The following is an 18,465-nucleotide window of genomic DNA, read 5'->3' as shown; positions in this document are numbered from 1 at the left end:
GGGGACTCCTCAGGCGCGCTGGTAGACGGGCGGTCGCTTCTCGGCGAAGGCGCGGGCGCCTTCCCTGGCGTCCGCCGTGTCGAAGACGGGCCAGCCGCGGGCGAGTTCGGCGGCGAGGCCGTCCGTCTCGCTCATCTCGGCGGTGTCGTACACCGACGCCTTGACGGCCTCGACGGCGAGCGGGCCGCAGGCGTTGATCTGTTCGGCGATCTCCAGGGCCTTGGTGAGGGCCGTGCCGTCGGGGACGACGTGGCCGACGAGTCCGATGTCCGCTGCCTCGCGGGCGCTGTACGGGCGTCCGGTGAGCAGCATCTCCAGGGCGTGGGTGCGTGGGATCTGGCGCTGGAGGCGGACGGTGGAGCCGCCGATCGGGAACAGGCCGCGCCTGACCTCGAAGAGGCCGAAGGTCGCCGACTCCCCCGCGACGCGGATGTCGGTGCCCTGGAGCATCTCGGTGCCGCCCGCCACGCAGTGGCCCTCCACGGCGGCGATCACGGGCTTGCGGGGGCGGTGGTGGCGCAGCATCGCCTTCCAGTGCAGGTCCGGGTCGGCCTTGAGCCGGTCGCGGTACCGTTCCCCTTCCATGCCCTTGCCGGCGAGGGCCTTGAGGTCCATCCCGGCGCAGAACGAGCCGCCGGCGCCGGTGAGGACGATCGAGCGGATCGTGTCGTCCGCGTCGGCCTCCAGCCAGCCGTCGTACAGGCCGACGAGCAGCGCGATCGAGAGCGCGTTCTTCGCTTCGGGCCGGTTGAGCGTGAGCACGAGTGTGGCGCCCTCGCGCCGCACGGTGAGGTGTTCCGTACCGCCCATCACCCATCTCCCCTCTGACAGAACGAGAACAGGTTGCAGGAGGCCGTGAGGCACTTCAAGGGTTTTCTGACACACAGTCAGATTTATTGGCGCGGGCCCTTCCCACTTGCCGCGCCCTTTGCTCTGATGACCGGCGAACGAGGGGCAGCGAGGTCAGGAGGAGCGGTGGAGTACAACCTTGCCGACCTGTTCGAGTCGGTGGCCGACGTGGTGCCGGAGCGTGAGGCGCTCGTCTACGTGGACCATCCGGGCACGGGCGCGGAGCGCCGGCTGACGTACGCCGAGCTGGACGCGGCGGCCAACCGCATCGGTCACCATCTCCTCGACAGCGGGATACGCCCCGGCGAACACCTCGGGCTGCACCTCTACAACGGCGTCGAGTACCTGCAGACGGTGCTCGGCTGCCTGAAGGCGCGGATCGTGCCGGTCAACGTCAACTACCGGTACGTCGAGGAGGAGTTGGTCTATCTCTACCGGGACGCGGACCTGGTCGCCCTCGTCTTCGACGCGGAGTTCGCCCCCCGGGTGGCGGGGGCGCTGCCGCAGACCCCGGCGCTGCGTCATCTGATCCGGGTGGGCGAGGCGGTGGGCGGGCTCGCCGCCGTGCCGTTCGCGGAGGCCGAGGCGGGCGGCTCCGCCGAGCGGGGGTTCCCGGAGCGCTCCGGGGACGACCAGTTCATCATCTACACCGGGGGCACGACCGGGCTCCCGAAGGGTGTGATGTGGCGTCAGGAGGACTTGTTCTTCGCGGGGTTGGGCGGCGGCGCGCCGACCGGTGAGCCGGTCAGGAAGCCGCAGGAGCTCGCCGAGCGGGTGGCGGCGGGCGGGTCGGGGATCACCTTCTTCCCCACTCCCCCGCTGATGCACGGCACGTCCACACTGACCGCGTTCATCGGCTTCAACTTCGGTCAACGCGTCGTCATCCACCGCAAGTTCGCACCCGAGGAGGTGCTGCGGACGATCGAGAAGGAGAAGGTCACCAGCATCTCCCTGGTCGGCGACGCGATGCTCAGGCCGCTGATCGACGCGCTGGAGGGGCCGATGAAGGGCGTGGACTGCTCGTCGGTCTTCAACGTCTCCTCGTCCGGGGCGATCATGTCGGACACGGTCCGCCGCCAGTTCCGGGCGCTGATGCCGAACGCGATGCTGCTGAACAACTTCGGCTCCTCGGAGTCCGGTTTCAACGGCACGGCGACGGACGACTCCGGTCCCGAGCGGGGTTTTCGCGTCCGCGTCAACTCCCGTACGCAGGTGGTCGATCCGGTGACACACGAGCCGGTCGCGGCCGGTGAGGTGGGCCGGGTCGCGCAGCGCGGGCACGTCCCGCTGGGCTACTACAACGACCCGGTCAAATCGGCCGAGACGTTCTTCGAGAAGGACGGGGAGCGCTGGGTGCTCCTCGGCGACATGGCCACCGTCGACGCGGACGGCGTGGTCGTCGTCCTCGGCCGTGGCTCGCAGTGCATCAACACCGGCGGCGAGAAGGTGTACCCGGAGGAGGTCGAGCAGGCGCTCAAAGCCCACCCGGACGTGTACGACGCCCTGGTCGCCGGCGTCCCCGACCCGACGTGGGGCAACCACGTGGCGGCCGTGGTGCAGCTGCGCGGAGGCGCGCGGTCGCCCTCACTGGAGGACATCCAGACCCACTGCCGCACCCGTCTCGCCGGCTACAAGATCCCCCGCCAGTTGGTCATCACGGAGGCCATCCGCCGCTCCCCCAGCGGCAAGGCGGACTACCGCTGGGCCCGTGACGTGGCAGCGGCGTCGGACCACTGAGCGCCGACGGACGCGGGGCTGCGGCCGGCCCGCCGGCGCGGTGGGCGCTTAGGGGGCGTTCAGGAAGGCGGCCGTACGACGGGTGAACCATCGCGAGTCGTCCAGCCACGGGTAGTGGCCGGCACCGGGCTGGACGGCGAGTTCGGCGTTCGGCAGGGCGTCGGCGAGGAGGCGGGCGGCTGCGGGGCACGGCCCGCCGTCGGCGCCGCCGGCGAGGACGAGTGCGGGGGCGGTCACCTCGGCGAGGGCGGCGCGCAGTGCGGGCGGGTCGTAGGCGCCGGGCCCGTGGAAGCGCTCCTCCGCCTCGACGTTGGCCCGCGCCTCCATGCCGGCCGCGTGGGCGCGGGCGGTGTCGTCCCAGCGGCCGTAGAAGAAGCCGCCGAACTCCGCGAACTCCTCGTCGGTCACCTCCTCGCCCGCGAGCCAGGCCCGGAACGCCGGGAAGACGGCCGCGAACCACGGCTCGTCCTTGCGCAGCAGCGCCGCCGCCAGCCGTTCCTCGGGCGTGGCCGGCCGGCCCAGGGCCCAGGGGACGACAGTGACGAGCGCCAGCCGGGCCACCCGCCGGGGGTGCCGGGCCGCGTACAGCAGGGCGAGGTTGCCGCCCGCGGAGTGGCCGAGCACGTCCATCCGGTCCAGCCCCAGCCGGACGCGGAGCGCCTCCACGTCGTCGGTCTGCCGGTCGCAGCGGTAGGTCGCCGGGTCCGCCGGGACGGCGGAGTCGCCGGTGCCGCGCAGGTCGAGCAGGATCAGCCGGCGGTGTGCGGTGAGTCCGCCCAGGTCCCCCAGGTACTGCGAAGCCTGCATGGGGCCGCCGGGCAGGACGACGAGCGGCTCGCCCTCGCCACGGACGTGGTAGGCGAGTTCGGTTCCGTCGGACGCGGTGAAGGTCGGCATGCGCCGATCTTCACCGCACGCGCGGTCCGCGCGCAACGCGGTTGTGCGGCACGCCGGTCGGAACGGTCTCACCCGTCACCGGGCGAACCGTTCACGGAGTTCACGCTTGAGGATCTTGCCGCTGGCGTTGCGCGGGAGTTCGTCCACGAACAGCACCCGCTTGGGCGCCTTGAAGGCGGGCAGCTGCTCCTTGGCGTGGGCGACCAGTTCGTCCTCGGTGACCTCGCCGCGCGCGACCACGACCGCGGTGACCGCCTCGATCCACTTCTCGTCGGGCAGCCCGATCACCGCGGCCTCGGCGACCGCCTCGTGCGTGTACAGCGCGTCCTCGACCTGTCGTGAAGCGACCAGCACGCCACCGGAGTTGATGACGTCCTTCACCCGGTCGACGATCGTGAAGTAGCCGTGGGCGTCGCGCACGGCGAGGTCCCCGGAGTGGAACCAGCCGTCACGGAAGGCCGCCGAGGTCTCCTCGGGCTTGTCCCAGTAGCCCTCGCAGAGCTGCGGGGAGCGGTAGACGATCTCGCCGGGCTCGCCGTCGGGGACGTCATCGCCCTTGTCGTCGACCACGCGCGCGTCGACGAAGAGCACGGTCCGTCCGCACGAGTCCAGGCGGCCCTTGTGCTCCTCGGGGGCCAGCACGGTGGCGAGCGGGCCGATCTCGCTCTGGCCGAAGCAGTTGTAGAGGGCGAGCTCGGGCAGGCGCTCACGCAGCCGCTCCAGCACGGGCACGGGCATGATCGACGCCCCGTAGTAGGCCTTGCGCAGCCCGCCGAGGTCGCGGTCGGCGAAGTCGGGGCGGTTGGTGAGGGCGATCCACACGGTGGGCGGGGCGAAGAGGCTGTCGACGCGGCCGGCTTCGACGAGGTCGAGGAGCGTGTCGCCGTCCGGCGCGTCGAGGATGACGTTCGTCGCGCCGGTGGCGAGGTAGGGCAGCAGGAACACGTGCATCTGCGCCGAGTGGTAGAGCGGCAGCGCGTGCGCGGGGCGGTCGCCGGCGCTCAGGTCGAGGGCGGTGATCGCGCTGAGGTACTCGTGCACCAGGGCGCGGTGGGTCATCATCGCGCCCTTGGGCAGGGCCGTCGTGCCGGAGGTGTACAGCAGCTGGACCAGGTCCTCGGTGCGCGGTTCGGGGCCGTCGTACGGGGCGGCCTCGGCGAGCCGGGCGAGCAGCGAGCCGTCGGCGTCGCGCAGGGGCAGGGTGGGGACGCCGTCGGGGAGCCGGCCGGCGAGGTCGGGGTCGGCGAGGACCAGGGAGCTGCCCGACTGGCCGAGGATGTAGGCGAGGTCGTCGCCGGTGAGGTTCTGGTTGACGGGGACGTGCACCAGCCCGGCGCGGGCGCAGGCCAGGAAGCCGACGAGGTAGGCGTCGGAGTTGTGGCCGTAGGCCGCCACCCGGTCGCCGGGGGCGAGGCCCCGGCCGAGCAGGACGCTCGCCGCGCGGGAGACCGCATCGTCGAGTTCCTCGTAGGTCCAGGTGCGGTCGCGGTACTCGACCGCGACGCGTGCCGGGGTACGGCGGGCGCTGCGCCGCAGCACGCCGTCGACGGTACTGCCGTGTCCGGGGGTCATGGCACAAGATCCTCGGACGGCGGCCGGGACGGGTCAAGTCGCGGCGCGGCCGGCGTCCGGCCGGACCCGGTCGTGGCCCGGCAGGACGCACTGACACCGGACATACCCGTTGGTACGCTCAACCGCCCTTTCCCTCAACGCTGTTGGGAGGCACCATGCGTATCCGTACGAAGCGTCCGGCTCACACGCGTGCGAAGCGATCGCCCCGCGCCCGCGCGAGACCGTTCACCCGCTCCCGAGCCGGACGGCTCGCCGTCGCCGCCGTCGCACTGCTCACCGCCACCGCGGCCCTGCCGGCGTCGGCGGCCGAGCGGAAGGCCGCGCCGGACCGGCCGGAACGCCACTCCTCGGGCGGTCTGTCCGCCGTCATCCGCTACACCGAGTACGGCATCCCGCACATCCTCGCGCGCGACCACGCGAGCCTCGGCTTCGGCACCGGGTGGGCGCAGGCCGCCGACCAGATATGCGTGCTCGCCGACGGTTTCGTGACCGTGCGCGGGGAACGGTCACGGTACTTCGGCGCCGACGCGGCGCCCGACTCCTCGCTCTCCTCGGCCGCCCGGAACCTCTCCAGCGACCTGTACTTCCGCGGGGTGCGGGAGGCGGGCACGGTGGAGCGCCTGCTCGCCCGGCCCGCCCCCGCCGGCCCGAGCCGTGCCGCCAAGGACCTGATGCGGGGCTTCGCCGCCGGGTACAACGCCTGGCTGCGGCAGAACCGGGTCACCGACCCGGCGTGCAAGGGCGCCGCGTGGGTGCGTCCGATCACCACGCTCGACGTGGCCGCGCGCGGCTACGCGCTCGCCGTCCTCGGCGGTCAGGGCCGCACGGTCGACGGCATCACCGCAGCCCAGCCGCCCACCGCCCCCGGCACCGCCCCGTCCGCCGCGGTGCCCGACGCCGGAGCCGCCGGCCGCGCCGCCGCCGAGCTCTTCGCCGCCGACACCGCCGACATGGGCTCCAACGCGGTCGCCTTCAGCGGCGCGACCACGGCGAACGGCCGCGGCCTGCTGCTCGGCAACCCGCACTACCCCTGGCGGGGCGGCCGCCGCTTCTGGCAGTCCCAGCAGACCATCCCGGGCCGGCTGAACGTCGCGGGCGCCTCGCTGCTCGGCACGCCGACCGTGTCCATCGGGCACAACGACCGCGTCGCCTGGAGCCACACCGTGGCCACCGGCGTCCCCCTCAACCTGCACCAGCTGACGCTGGATCCGGCCGACCCGACGGCGTACCTGGTCGACGGCTCGTCCGAGCGCATGACGCGGCGGACCGTGACCGTCCCCGTGCAGGACGGGCCGCCGGTGACCCGCACGCAGTGGTGGACGCGGTACGGCCCGGTCGTCACCGGTCTCGGGCCCGCGCTGCCGCTGCCCTGGAGCACCACCACCGCCTACGCGCTCAACGACCCCAACGCCACCAACCTGCGCGCCTCCGACACCGCCCTCGGCTTCAGCACGGCCCGCGGCACGGCCGACGTGCTGGCCTCGCTGCGCCGCACCCAGGGCCTGCCGTGGGTGAACACCGTCGCCGCCGACTCCGGCGGCCACACCCTGTTCACCCAGTCCCAGGTGCTGCCCCGTATCACCGACGAGCTGGCCCAGCGCTGCTCCACCCCGCTCGGCAGGGCGACCTATCCGGCGTCCGGGGTGGCGGTCCTCGACGGCTCGCGCGGCGACTGCGCGCTCGGCCGTGACGCCGACGCGGTCGAGCCGGGCGTCTTCGGACCGGCGAAGCTGCCCACGCTGACCGACGCCCCGTACGCGGAGAACTCCAACGACAGCGCCTGGCTCGCCAACGCGGACCGGCCGCTCACGGGCCACGAACGCGTCTTCGGCACGACGGGCACCGTCCGCTCGCTGCGTACCAGGGGCGCCATCGAGGACGCCGCGGCGCTGGCCCGGCGCGGCGGTCTCACCGTGGCGGACCTGCAGCGGCAGCAGTACGCCGACCGGGCGCCGGCCGGCGATCTGGCCGCGGCCGACGCTGCGAAGGCGTGCGCGTCGCTGCCGGGCGGCACGGCGACCGGCAGCGACGGCAGGACGGTCGACGTGGGCGAGGCGTGCGCGGTGCTGGCCGCCTGGGACCGCACCACCGACCCCGCCAGCCGGGGCGCGCTGCTCTTCGACCGCTTCTGGCGGAAGTTCCCGGCGGCCCAGCAGTGGAAGGTCCCGTTCTCGGCTGCCGACCCGGTCCGCACCCCCAACACGCTGAACACCGGCTCGCCCGCCTTCACTTCGGCTCTCGCGGACGCGGTCGCCGAACTGCGCGCGGCGCGCATCCCGCTCGACGCCCCGCTCGGCGACCACCAGTTCGTCGTACGCGGCGGACAGCGCGTCCCTGTGCCGGGCGGCACCGAGGGGCTCGGCGTGTGGAACAAGGTCGAGGCGGTGTGGAATCCGGCCGGCGGCGGCTACACCGAGGTGTCGACCGGCTCCAGCTACATCCAGGCCGTCGGCTGGGACGGCAGCCGCTGCCCGGTGGCCCGGACGCTGCTGACGTACTCCCAGTCGTCGAACCCCACCTCGCGGCATCACGCCGACCAGACCCGGCTGTTCTCGGCGCAGAAGTGGGTGACGTCCCGGTTCTGCGAGCGGGACATCCTGCGCTCGCCGGCGCTGAAGGTGGTGTGGGCGGGAGAACGCCGCTGACCCCGGGCCGGGGGCGGGCGGAGCACGGCGCCCGCCCCCGGCCCGGAGGGATCACCCCGCGTCGTACCGCCCCGTGACGGCCGGGGGTGTCTCAGACGGCCTTGTCACGGCCCTCCCAGTACGGCTCGCGCAGGCGGCGCTTGTAGAGCTTCCCGTTGGGGTCGCGGGGCATCTCGGTGATGAAGTCGACCGTCTTGGGGCGCTTGTAGCCGGCGAGGCGTTCGGCGCAGTGGGCGAGCAGGGCGGCGGCTAGGGCCGGGCCGGGTTCGTGCCCGGGGGCCGGTTCGACGACCGCCTTGACCTCCTCGCCCCAGTCGTCGTGCGGGATGCCGAAGGCGGCCGCGTCGGCGACGGCGGGATGGGCGAGGAGGGCGGACTCGATCTCGGCGGGGTAGATGTTGACGCCGCCCGAGATGATCAGGTCGATCTTGCGGTCGCGGAGGAAGAGGTAGCCGTCCTCGTCGAGGCAGCCGAGGTCGCCGACGGTGAAGAAGTCGCCGATGCGGTTCTTGCGGGTCTTGTCCTCGTCCTTGTGGTAGCTGAAGCCGCCCGTGGTCATCTTCATGTACACGGTGCCGAGCCGGCCGGGCGGCAGCCGCTCGCCGTCGTCGTCGAAGATCGCGAGTTCGCTGATGGGCCAGGCCTTGCCGACCGTGCCCGGCTTCTTCAGCCAGTCCTCCGCGGTGGCGAAGGCGCCGCCGCCCTCGCTGGCCGCGTAGTACTCCTCCACGCAGTCGCCCCACCAGTCGATCATCGCCCGCTTCACATGGTCCGGGCAGGGCGCGGCGCCGTGGATGGCGTGCCGCATGGACGAGACGTCGTACCGCGCGCGCACCTCCTCCGGGAGTGCCAGGAGGCGGTGGAACTGGGTGGGGACCATGTGCGTGTGGGTGCAGCGGTGGGCGTCGATGAGGCGGAGCATCTCCTCGGGGGTCCACTTGTCCATGACGACGAGACGGTGGCCGATGTGCAGGGACGCGCCCGCGAACTGGAGGACCGCCGTGTGGTACAGCGGCGAGCAGACGAGGTGCACGTTGTCGTCGAAGGGCCGGACGCCGAAGATGCCGAGGAAGCCGCCGAGGTACGCCTCCTCGGGGGGCTTGCCGGGCAGCGGACGGCGGATGCCGCGCGGGCGGCCGGTCGTGCCCGAGGTGTAGTTCATCACCCAGCCGAGCGTGCGGTCGGCGGGCGCCGACTCCGGTTGCCCGGCGAGGAGTTCGGCGTACGGGCGGAAGCCGTCGACCTCGCCTACGGCGTACCGGTGGCCGGCGGGCAGGCCGGCCTCGTCGGCGGCGCGGGCGGCCTGCTCACCGTGACGCTCGTGGGTCAGAAGGACCTTGGCGCCGGAGTCGGAGACGATCCAGGCGATCTCGGGGCCGACCAGATGGTGGTTGACGGGGACGAGGTAGAACCCGGCCTGGGTGGCCGCGAGGTAGGCGGTGAGGAACTCCGTCGAGTTGGGCAGGACGACGGCGAAGGCGTCGCCGCGTTCGAGGCCGGCCGCGCGCAGACCGTGCACGAGGCGGTTGGCGTCGGAGTGCAGCTGCCCGGCGGTCCGTTCCTCGCCGTCCGGCGCGATCAGGACGACGCGGTCGGGGTCGGCGGCGGCCTGCGCCCAGAAGCCGGCGGGGGGCGCGCTCGGCGTACCCGGTGCCTTCGGCGTGGTCGTTGTGTTCGGCGTGTTCGGTGTGTTCGTCACTGGCCGCTCCCTCCGGCGATGCGGTTCACGCGGTCGACGGCCTGCTCGAAACCGCGGGTGAGGTCGTCGAAGACGGCCCGCACGCTGCGGACCTCGTTCATCCGCCCGACGATCTGGCCGACCGGCGTGCCGAGCAGGGGGTCGACCTCGTACTTCTGGATGCGCGAGACGGCGTCGGCGACCAGCAGTCCCTGGAGGGGCATCGGGAGGGTGCCGGGTCCGTCCGTGGCGTCCCAGGCGTCGGTCCAGTCGGTGCGGAGCTGACGCGCGGGCTTGCCGGTCAGAGCGCGGGAGCGGACGGTGTCGCCGGAGCCGGCCGCGAGGAGCTTGCGGGTGAGCGCGGGCGAGTGCAGGTCGGCCTCGGCGGTGGTGAGCCAGAGCGAGCCGAGCCAGACGCCCTGCGCGCCGAGGGCGAGGGCGGCGGCGATCTGCCGGCCGCTGCCGATGCCTCCGGCGGCGAGCACGGGCAGCGGGGCGACGGCGTCGACGACCTCGGGGGTGAGCACCATGGACGCGATCTCGCCGGTGTGGCCGCCGGCTTCGTAGCCCTGGGCGACGACGACGTCGATCCCGGCGTCCCTGTGTTTCTCCGCGTGCCGGGCGCTGCCGGCGAGCGCGGCGACCAGCACGTCCCGTTCGTGCGCGCGGGCCACGACGTCGGCGGGCGGGGAGCCGAGGGCGTTGGCCAGCAGCCGGATCGGGTAGTCGAAGGCCACGTCGAGCTGGCTGCGGGCGACCTGCTCCATCCAGCCGGTGATGCGCCACCCGGACGCCTCGCCCTCGGGCAGTTCGGGCACCCCGTACTTGGCGAGGGTCTCCCGCACGAACTGCCGGTGCCCATCGGGGATCATCGCCTCGACGTCGGCCTCGGTGACGCCTTCGACCTTCTTCGCCGGCATGACGACGTCCAGGCCGTAAGGGCGGCCGCCGACGTGCGCCTCGATCCAGTCGAGGTCGCGTTTGAGGTCGTCGGGGGCGGTGTAGCGGACCGCGCCGAGCACGCCGAAACCGCCCGCGCGGCTGATGGCCGCGGCAACGGCGGGGAACGGCGTGAAGCCGAAGACGGCGTGCTCGACTCCGAGTTGGTTGCTCAGCTCCGTCTGCATGGGCGCAGGATGCCGCAGCCGCCCGGACGACGGAAGAGCTTTTCTGATGCTCCGTCAGATTTCTGTTCGGACCGGTCCGCCGCCCCGGCCCCTGCGATGCGTCAGTCCCCTCCCTGGTCCGGTCCCCCCTCCAGCACGGCCATCGCCGCGTTGTGCCCAGGGACCCCGCTCACCCCTCCCCCGCGCACCGCGCCCGCGCCGCACAGCAGGACGTTGGCGTGCCGGGTCGCCACGCCCCAGCGGCCGGCGCCCTCCTGGGCGTAGGGCCAGGAGAGTTCCCGGTGGAAGATGTTGCCGCCGGGCAGACCGAGGTCGTGTTCGAGGTCCAGCGGGGTCTTCGCCTCGATGCAGGGGCGGCCCTCGGCGTCGGTGGCCACGCAGTCGGCGAGCGGTTCGGCGAGGTGGGCGTCGAGCTGGGCGAGGGTGGCCCTGAGCAGTTCCTCGCGGACGGCGTCGTTGTCCCGGGCGAAGAGGCGGGCCGGGGTGTGCAGTCCGAACAGCGTCAGCGTCTGGTAGCCCCGCGCGACCAGGTCGGGGCCGAGGATGCCGGGGTCGGTCAGGGAGTGGCAGTAGATCTCGGACGGCGGCGCGGCCGGCAGCGAACCGGCGGCGGCCTGGGCGTGGGCGGCGGCGAGCTGCTCGTAGCCCTCGGCGATGTGGAAGGTGCCGGCGAAGGCCTCACGCGGGTCAACGGCGGTGTCCCGCAGCCGGGGCAGCCGCTTGAGCAGCATGTTCACCTTGAGCTGGGCGCCCTCGGCGGGGGCGGGCGGCTCGTCGCCGGTGAGGGCCGCGAGCACCTGTGGGGAGGCGTTGACCAGGACGTGCCGGGCGGCGACGACGCCCTCGCCGTCGGCGCTGCGGTAGGCGACCTCGGCGCTGCGGCCGTCGGCGGTGATCCTCACGGCCTCGTGGCCGGTGGCGATGACGGCGCCCGCGTTCCGGGCGGCGTTCGCGAGGGCGTCGGTGAGGGCGCCCATGCCGCCGACGGGCACGTCCCAGGCGCCGGTGCCGCCGCCGATCACGTGGTAGAGGAAGCAGCGGTTCTGCTTGAGGGAGGGGTCGTGGGCGTCGGCGAAGGTGCCGATCAGCGCGTCGGTCAGGACGACGCCCCGCACCAGGTCGTCCGAGAAGCGCTCCTCGATCGCCGTGCCGACCGGCTCCTCGAAGAGCACCCGCCAGGCCTCCTCGTCGTCGACGCGCCGGCGCAGCTCCTCCCGGGTGGGCAGCGGTTCGGTGAGCGTCGGGAAGACCCGTTCGGCGACGCGCGCGGTCATGCCGTAGAAGCGCTGCCAGGCCGCGAACTCCCGCTCGCCGCCGGTCAGGCGGGCGAACGCCTCCCGGGTGCGCTCCTCGCCGCCGCCCACGAGCAGCCCGGTCGGCCGCCCGCCCCGTTCCACGGGCGTGTACGAGGAGATCGTGCGGCTCTGGACGCGGAAGTCCAGGCCGAGGTCGCGGACGATCTTCCGCGGCAGCAGGCTGACCAGGTAGGAGTAGCGCGACAGCCGGGCGTCCACCCCGGCGAACGGGCGGGTGGAGACGGCGGCGCCGCCGGTGCGCCCGAGCCGTTCCAGCACCAGCACGGACCGCCCGGCCCGCGCCAGATAGGCGGCGGCGACCAGCCCGTTGTGCCCGCCGCCGACGATGACGGCGTCGTAGGCACGGCGGTCGTGACGCGGAGCGTGATCGGGTCCCTCGTGAGCAGGCATGGTTCTTGGTAACACGAGGCGATCAAGGACGGCCAGGGGTGCACGCCCGCTTCGTCCCAGCCGCTGATGTCGAGTGCCGTTCCGTACAGCCTGTCCACCTTCAACCGGATGACCACTCGGCGCTCGGCGACCAACTGCTCCAAAAACGCGTCCTCGTTCTCCGGCTTCGCAGCCTGCGGGATCATCGCGAGCAGTTCCCGACCGACCGCATCGCCGGGAACCGTCGTGATCTCGGAGACCTCGGCCTCGCCTTCGGCGACGGCGAACGACCACACGTCGCCACCCTGCACATGGAGCGCCACACGCGGGTCGCGCCGCAGATGCCCGACCTTGACGTTCAGCAGCGGACGGGTCGGCGACGTCGACGAACACACCCAGGCACTGCTCTCCCTCGGGCTGTTCAGCCCGGATGACCTCCGGCATCGGGTGCAGGACCTGTCCTGCGGGCAGCGGCGGCGCATCGAACTCGCCCGGCTGGTGACCGAGCCGGTCGACCTGCTGCTGCTTGATCGACGGAGCCGTAGCTGCCGGTTCATCTGCCGCCGGCGCTCGTCTCCGCTCGCATACGATCACCATGACCTCAAGTGCCGTCCGAGGCCCGCGACTTCTCAAGGAGCTGCCCGGCCCGTGCGAGGCGCGCACGCGCGAACGAAAGGGGACAGCATGGACACCGAGCCCACTCATACCGCGGCACTCCTGGTGAACCGGCGCGGGCAGTACCTGCTCCATCTGCGCGACGCGCACAAGCCGATCTTCGACCCCGGTGTCTGGTCGCTGCCGGGCGGCGCACTGGAGGGGGACGAGACACCGCGGGAGGGCGTCGCACGAGAGCTCATGGAGGAGGCGGGGATCGTCGCCGACGGCTTGACGCCCTTCACCGTCATCGAGAACACCCGGGTCTTCCTGGGCAGTTGGGATGGCGACCCGTCGCGGCTGGCGGTGACCGAGGGGATCATGTTCGCCTTCTTCGACCTCGCGACGACCGCCCGGCTGACGATGGCGCCGTGGGCGGCGAAGGTGCTCGCCCGGCACCGGGCCGACGGCGCGCCGGTCCCGCCGCAGCGCACGCACGGCGCGGGTGCGGTGGCGAACATCGTCGGCGTGCACCTCCTTCTGGAGCGCGACGGCGAGGTCCTGCTGGGCCTGCGCCACCCCGACTCCGCCTTCGCGCCCCTGGAGCACCACTTCCTGGCCGGACACTGCGAGCGGGAGTCGGCGGTGTCCTGTCTGATCCGGGAGGCCCGGGAGGAAGCCGGACTGGTGATCGCTCCGGAGGACGTCGAGTTCGCGCACATGGTCCATCTCCAGCACACGCCGGGCACCCGGCCGCGCCTCCAACTCGTCTTCCGGGCAAGGAAATGGGAGGGTGAGCCCCGGGTGCTGGAGCCCGACAAGTGCGTCAGCTGGGACTGGTGGCCCCTCGACGCGCTGCCGGAACCGCTGGTCGACTACACCCGGGCGGCACTCGACGGCATCCGAGGCGGGCGGTTGTACACGGAGTCGGGCTGGAGGTGACGGCTGGGCCGGTCACCCGGCTCTGCCCGGTGCGGGGCGGGCGTCGGGGCCGAGGCGGGCCATGGCGCGCAGGACGTGCTTGGGCGGCAACTGCCATCGCACGCGTGCCGGTACGGCGCGCAGGAGAGCGCCGGTCGCGCGCAGCCGCCGGGTGACGGCGGCCGGGTGCGGGGCGCTTCTGCCGTACAGCTCGTGGGCGTACGGCGGAAGGGAGTCGTAGGCCAGACGCGCCACGTGCCGCCACAGCAGGGCGCGGGCCGGGACGAGCAGCGGGTGCACCGGCGGGCGGAGCAGGAAGTCGTCGACCGCGCGGGCGTCGGCGCCGGCGGCGAGTTCGGGGCGCACCTTCTCGAAATAGGCCGCCATGTCCGCCCGGTCGGCGGGCACCGCGTCGGGGTCGAGGCCCACCAGGCGGGCGCTCACCCGGTGTTCGGCCAGGTAGCGGTCGGCGGCCGCGTCGGTGAGGGGGTAGCCGGAGCGGCGCAGGACGTGCAGATAGGAGTCGATCTCGGCGCAGTGCACCCACAGCAGCAGCTCGGGTGCGTCGACGCCGTACCGCTCGCCGGTGTCCGGGTCGGTCGCGGAGAGCATGCGGTGGATCATGCGGACGCGGGCACCGGCCTTCTCGGCGGCCTCGGTGGTGCCGTAGGTGGTGGTGCCGACGAAGTTCGCGGTGCGCATGAGCCGGCCCCAGGCGTCCTCGCGGAAGTCGGAGTTCTCCATGACCCCGCGCACTGCACGGGGGTGCAGGGCCTGGAGGTAGAGCGCGCGGATCCCGGCGACCCACATCATGGGGTCGGCGTGCAGCTGCCACGTCACGCTCGCGGGGGTGAACAACCCCGGGTCGGCCGTCATAGGGGCAGTATGGCGAGGCCCTGCGGTCGACGACAGGGTCAGCGGCTCGCGCACCGGTAGGGGGCACGGTCCGTCGACCGTGGCGAAAGCTATAAAATATGAACAAAACCTGCGGTATCACGTGCCGCAGGCGCATCCTCCTCACACCGCACCCTGGTGAGAGCGGACACGTCATGGATCCGTGGCTGATATGGCTGATCATCGCGGCCGTCCTGGCAGTGGCGGAGATCTTCACCCTCACCGCCGCGCTCGGGATGCTGAGCGCTGCCGCGCTGGTCACCGCCGGTCTGGCCGCGGCGGGCCTCCCGCCGGCGCTCCAACTCGTCGCCTACGCCCTCGTCGCCGCCGTCAGCCTGCTCTTCGTCCGCCCTGTCGCGCTGCGCCACCTGCTCCCGCCGCAGGGACCGCGCTTCGGCATCGACGCCCTGATCGGCAAGACCGCCCTCGCGGTGTCGGAGGTGACGGGCACGGGCGGCAGGATCCGTATCGACGGCGAGGAGTGGTCGGCTCGCTCCTACGACGACACTCTGGTCATCGCGCCCGGGACCACCGTCGACGTCATGGAGATCAGCGGTACGACAGCGTTCGTCTACCCCCGGGACTGAAGCCATGTCTGCGTCTCTCATAGCCGCTCTGCTCGTCGCGCTGTTCGCGATCTTCACCGTCGTCCGCGCGGTGCGGATCGTGCCTCAGGCGCGCGCCCGCAACGTCGAACGGCTCGGCCGCTACCACCGGACCCTCACGCCCGGCCTGAACCTCGTCATCCCCTACATCGACCGAGTGCACGCGCTGATCGACCTGCGCGAACAGGTGGTCTCCTTCCGGCCGCAGCCGGTGATCACCGAGGACAACCTGGTCGTCGAGATCGACACCGTCCTGTACTTCCAGGTGACCGATCCCCGCGCCGCCTTCTACGAGATCGCCAACTTCCTCCAGGCGGTCGAGCAGTTGACCGTCACCACCCTGCGCAACGTGGTGGGCTCCATGGATCTGGAGAAGACCCTGACCTCCCGCGACACCATCAACAGCCAGTTGCGTGGGGTGCTCGACGAGGCCACCGGCAAGTGGGGACTGCGGGTCAACCGGGTGGAGATCAAGGCCATCGACCCTCCCCAGTCCATCAAGGAGGCGATGCAGAAGCAGATGCGGGCCGAGCGGGACAAGCGGGCCGCCATCCTGGGCGCGGAGGGGCAGCGTCAATCGCAGATCCTCACCGCCGAGGGCGACAAGCAGGCAGCCGTCCTGCGCGCGGAGGGGAACAGGACGGCCGCGATCCTCCAGGCGGAGGGCCAGTCGCGGGCGATCGACGAGGTCTTCCAGGCCGTCCACCGCAACGACCCCGACCCCAAGCTCCTCGCCTACCAGTACCTCCAGGCCCTGCCCCAGTTGGCGCAGGGCTCGGGCAACAACTTCTGGGTCATCCCGAGCGAGATCACTTCCGCGCTGCACGGTGTGTCGAAGGCGTTCAGCGAAGTCCTTCCGCCGTCGCCGGCCACCCTCGACGAACCCCCGCGGGTCGACATGGCCGCGCAGGCGGCCGACGACACCGCCCAGGCGGCGCGGGCGGCGGCGGAAGCCCTGGCGGACGCCGCCGAGGCCGACGGCTCCTCGCCCCCGGGCCGACCGCCTCGCCGGCGCACCGGTTGACGCGCTCTCCGGCTCAGGCCGCGACGACGGCGAGTTCGTCGTGCGGTGGGCCGCCGAGCACCACCTTGAGGGCGCCGGTGTCGGCGGCCCGGGAGAAGACGTCGTACGCCTCCTCCATGTACTCCATCGGGAAGGCGTGGGTGACCAGGTGCCCGGTGGGCAGCCGGCCGGCGGCGGCCATCCGCAGCAGGGTCGGGGTGGAGTGCGTGTCCACCAGCCCGGTGGTGATGGTCACGTTCTTGATCCACAGGTCTTCCAGGTGCAGCGTCGCGGGCCGGCCGTGGACGCCGATGTTGGCCACGTGGCCGCCGGGCCGGACCATGCGCGTGCACAGTTCGAAGCTCTCCGGCGCCCCGACCGCCTCGATGACCACGTCCGCGCCGAGCCCGTCGGTGAGGTCGGCGATCAGCTGCTCCGGGTCCTCGCCGGCGTCGGCCACGGCGTCGGCGCCCAGCCGCCGGGCGGCCTCCAGCCGGGACGCGGCGAGGTCGACGGCGACGATCCGCTCGGGGGCGAGGAGACGGGCCGTGACGATCGCCGCCAGGCCGATGGGTCCGGCGCCGACGACGGCGACGGTGTCGCCCGGGCCCACGCGGCCGTTGCGGACGCCGACCTCGTACGCCGTCGGGAAGATGTCCGCGAGCAGGACCGCGTCCTTGCTCTCCACGGCCGCCGGCAGTGCGTGCACGGACAGGTCGGCGAAGGGGACGCGGACGTACTCGGCCTGGGTGCCGTCGACGAGGTGGCCGAGGATCCAGCCCCCGCCGCCCCGGCACTGGCCGTACACGCCCTCCCGGCAGAAGCGGCAGCGACCGCAGGAGCTGATGCAGGACACCAGTACCCGGTCACCCGGACGCACGGTCCGCACATCGCCGCCGACCTCCATGATCTCGCCGACGGCCTCGTGGCCCAGGACCGTGCCCGGGCGCACCTCGGGGACGTCGCCCTTGAGGATGTGCAGATCCGTGCCGCAGACGGTGACGGCGTCGACCCGCACGATCGCGTCGGTGGGTTCCTTGACGGCCGGGTCCGGGACGTCCTCCCAGGCGGACTGCCCGGGGCCGTGGAAGACGAAGCCTTTCATGATCTTCCTCATCCTTTGCGGTCCGTTACGGTATGCCCCCTACATCCAGCTTGTCCCGTCCTGAGGAGTTCCGCTCGGGCCCCGGCCCCCGGGCACCCGCCTGTCGGCCCCTCCCGAACTGCGGCGGCCGGCCACGGAGTTCATGACCGCTCCCTCCCGTGCTCGCCGAGCCGCGGCCCCGAGGGCCGCCCGAGACGCCGGGAGTGGCGGCCGCAGGCTTCACTCCGGCCTGCGCGGCTGTCGATCGGCTGAGGTGATGCGCCGGCCCGTGAGGCGAGTGGGACGGATCGACACCCACAAGTCGCGTTCACCGCCCGCCCAGGGCGTGGAGCGGGCGTGCCGGGCGAGCCCACGCACGGCCTCGGGCTCGGTGACGGCGTCGGCCGGGCCCACGGCGAGCACGCTCCAGCCTTCGCTCATGACCTCGTCCACGTGGTCGACCTCGAAGGCGACCTCCGTGCCGACGGCCGCCGCGGCCACGGAGTCGGGCGCGGTGCGGAAGACGATGTCGTCGCCCAGGACGTCGTAGTTGACCGGGACGACCGCGGGGTGTCCGTCGGGCGCCGACACCGCGACCCGCCCCACTCCGTGCGTGAACAGCAGGCGACGGCACTCCTGCGGACCGAGGTCGCGCAGCTGCGGGTGCGGCAGCGCCTGCCCCTGTCCGGGCGGCAGTTCGACGTCGGCCCCGCGCAGGGCCGTGGCGGTGGTGCCCAGCGCGGCAGCCAGCGCGAGGAGGGTCGCCGCGCTCGGGTCGGCCGGCTGTTCCTCCAGGTAAGCCAGGTAGGCGGACGAGATACGGGCGCGGCGGGCCGTCTCCTCCCGGCTGAGTCCCCGCCTGCGGCGCTCGGCGGCCAGACGCCGGCCGATGTCGGCGGGGTGCGGGGCCACGGCCGGCCGGGCGGCTGCGGTACCGCCCGCGCCCGGCGGGGAGGAACCGCCGGCGGCCCCGTGCTCGGTGTGCCGGACGTGGGCGTCGGGCCCGGGGAACACGAGGGTCACCTCGTCGGTGTCCGACCAGCGCACGTCGTAGGGAGGTGTTCCGTCCTCGTGACGGAGTCCGACGATCTCGCCGTCGCGCCCTATGGCTCCGGTCGCCGGGCTGTCGATGACGAGACGGTCGCCGAGGTGAGCTCGCATGACCGTCGCCCCT

The 18,465-nt window shown here is 72.9% G+C and carries 14 protein-coding genes and 2 pseudogenes; 6 read left to right on the top strand and 10 right to left on the bottom strand.

Annotated elements, in window-relative coordinates; genetic code table 11:
• Positions 1–9: 9 nt before the first annotated feature.
• Positions 10–810: a crotonase/enoyl-CoA hydratase family protein gene (locus tag ACIOC0_RS04920; protein ID WP_402152497.1), complete on the bottom strand. Its 801-nt coding sequence runs from the start codon at positions 808–810 to the stop codon at positions 10–12.
• Between the two features lie 165 nt (positions 811–975).
• Between ACIOC0_RS04920 and ACIOC0_RS04915 the strand changes: the two genes are divergently transcribed.
• Positions 976–2,586, top strand: coding sequence for an acyl-CoA synthetase (locus ACIOC0_RS04915; protein ID WP_402152495.1), 1,611 nt, complete (start codon positions 976–978; stop codon positions 2,584–2,586).
• A 48-nt stretch (positions 2,587–2,634) separates the two neighbouring features.
• On the opposite strand, the gene ACIOC0_RS04910 is transcribed toward ACIOC0_RS04915, so the two are convergent.
• Complete coding sequence (locus ACIOC0_RS04910; RefSeq protein ID WP_402152493.1) at positions 2,635–3,483, bottom strand: alpha/beta fold hydrolase; 849 nt, start codon at positions 3,481–3,483, stop codon at positions 2,635–2,637.
• A 75-nt stretch (positions 3,484–3,558) separates the two neighbouring features.
• A complete protein-coding gene (locus tag ACIOC0_RS04905; protein WP_402152491.1) occupies positions 3,559–5,055 on the bottom strand; it encodes an acyl-CoA synthetase in 1,497 nt (498 codons plus the stop codon).
• 155 nt (positions 5,056–5,210) lie between these two features.
• Here ACIOC0_RS04905 and ACIOC0_RS04900 point away from each other — a divergent pair, with 155 nt between their 5' ends.
• The gene (locus ACIOC0_RS04900) at positions 5,211–7,700 is read left to right on the top strand and encodes a penicillin acylase family protein (protein WP_402152489.1); all 2,490 of its coding nucleotides are present in this window, start codon (positions 5,211–5,213) and stop codon (positions 7,698–7,700) included.
• A gap of 91 nt (positions 7,701–7,791) precedes the next feature.
• Here ACIOC0_RS04900 and ACIOC0_RS04895 read toward each other — a convergent pair whose 3' ends face one another.
• From ACIOC0_RS04895 to ACIOC0_RS04880, 4 genes and pseudogenes are all read right to left on the bottom strand, one after another.
• Entirely contained in the window at positions 7,792–9,399 is a 1,608-nt protein-coding gene (locus tag ACIOC0_RS04895) for an acyl-CoA synthetase (RefSeq protein ID WP_402152487.1), read from the bottom strand.
• Complete coding sequence (locus ACIOC0_RS04890; protein WP_402152485.1) at positions 9,396–10,505, bottom strand: NAD(P)H-dependent flavin oxidoreductase; 1,110 nt, start codon at positions 10,503–10,505, stop codon at positions 9,396–9,398. The genes ACIOC0_RS04895 and ACIOC0_RS04890 overlap by 4 nt, the downstream gene beginning before the upstream one ends.
• Positions 10,506–10,606: 101 nt before the next feature.
• Positions 10,607–12,211 (bottom strand): phytoene desaturase family protein, encoded by a 1,605-nt coding sequence (locus ACIOC0_RS04885; protein WP_402152483.1) that lies wholly within the window; start codon positions 12,209–12,211, stop codon positions 10,607–10,609.
• A 59-nt stretch (positions 12,212–12,270) separates the two neighbouring features.
• A pseudogene (locus tag ACIOC0_RS04880) lies at positions 12,271–12,546 on the bottom strand (PPOX class F420-dependent oxidoreductase); the annotation flags it as partial.
• Between the two features lies 1 nt (position 12,547).
• Between ACIOC0_RS04880 and ACIOC0_RS04875 the strand changes: the two are divergent.
• A pseudogene (locus ACIOC0_RS04875) lies at positions 12,548–12,721 on the top strand (ATP-binding cassette domain-containing protein); the annotation flags it as partial.
• Between the two features lie 153 nt (positions 12,722–12,874).
• Entirely contained in the window at positions 12,875–13,726 is an 852-nt protein-coding gene (locus tag ACIOC0_RS04870) for an NUDIX domain-containing protein (protein ID WP_402153216.1), read from the top strand.
• A gap of 12 nt (positions 13,727–13,738) precedes the next feature.
• On the opposite strand, the gene ACIOC0_RS04865 is transcribed toward ACIOC0_RS04870, so the two are convergent.
• Positions 13,739–14,581 carry an oxygenase MpaB family protein gene (locus ACIOC0_RS04865; protein WP_402152481.1) on the bottom strand — a complete coding sequence of 281 codons (843 nt, stop codon included), beginning with the start codon at positions 14,579–14,581 and terminating at the stop codon, positions 13,739–13,741.
• Between the two features lie 173 nt (positions 14,582–14,754).
• Here ACIOC0_RS04865 and ACIOC0_RS04860 point away from each other — a divergent pair, with 173 nt between their 5' ends.
• Positions 14,755–15,186: an NfeD family protein gene (locus tag ACIOC0_RS04860; RefSeq protein ID WP_402152480.1), complete on the top strand. Its 432-nt coding sequence runs from the start codon at positions 14,755–14,757 to the stop codon at positions 15,184–15,186.
• A 4-nt stretch (positions 15,187–15,190) separates the two neighbouring features.
• Positions 15,191–16,228, top strand: coding sequence for an SPFH domain-containing protein (locus ACIOC0_RS04855; protein WP_402152478.1), 1,038 nt, complete (start codon positions 15,191–15,193; stop codon positions 16,226–16,228).
• Positions 16,229–16,241: 13 nt separating this feature from the next.
• Here the strand turns inward: ACIOC0_RS04855 and ACIOC0_RS04850 are convergent, their stop codons facing one another.
• Positions 16,242–17,312: a zinc-dependent alcohol dehydrogenase family protein gene (locus ACIOC0_RS04850; protein WP_402152476.1), complete on the bottom strand. Its 1,071-nt coding sequence runs from the start codon at positions 17,310–17,312 to the stop codon at positions 16,242–16,244.
• A 219-nt stretch (positions 17,313–17,531) separates the two neighbouring features.
• Positions 17,532–18,452, bottom strand: a complete 921-nt coding sequence (locus ACIOC0_RS04845; protein ID WP_402152474.1) for a DUF1918 domain-containing protein — start codon at positions 18,450–18,452, stop codon at positions 17,532–17,534.
• Positions 18,453–18,465: the final 13 nt, after the last annotated feature.

Origin of the sequence: Streptomyces sp. NPDC088254 (assembly GCF_044740925.1) — a bacterium.
Classification (GTDB): domain Bacteria; phylum Actinomycetota; class Actinomycetes; order Streptomycetales; family Streptomycetaceae; genus Streptomyces.
Note: the sequence above shows the minus strand (reverse complement) of the source record. Positions and strands in the feature narration are given on the sequence as shown.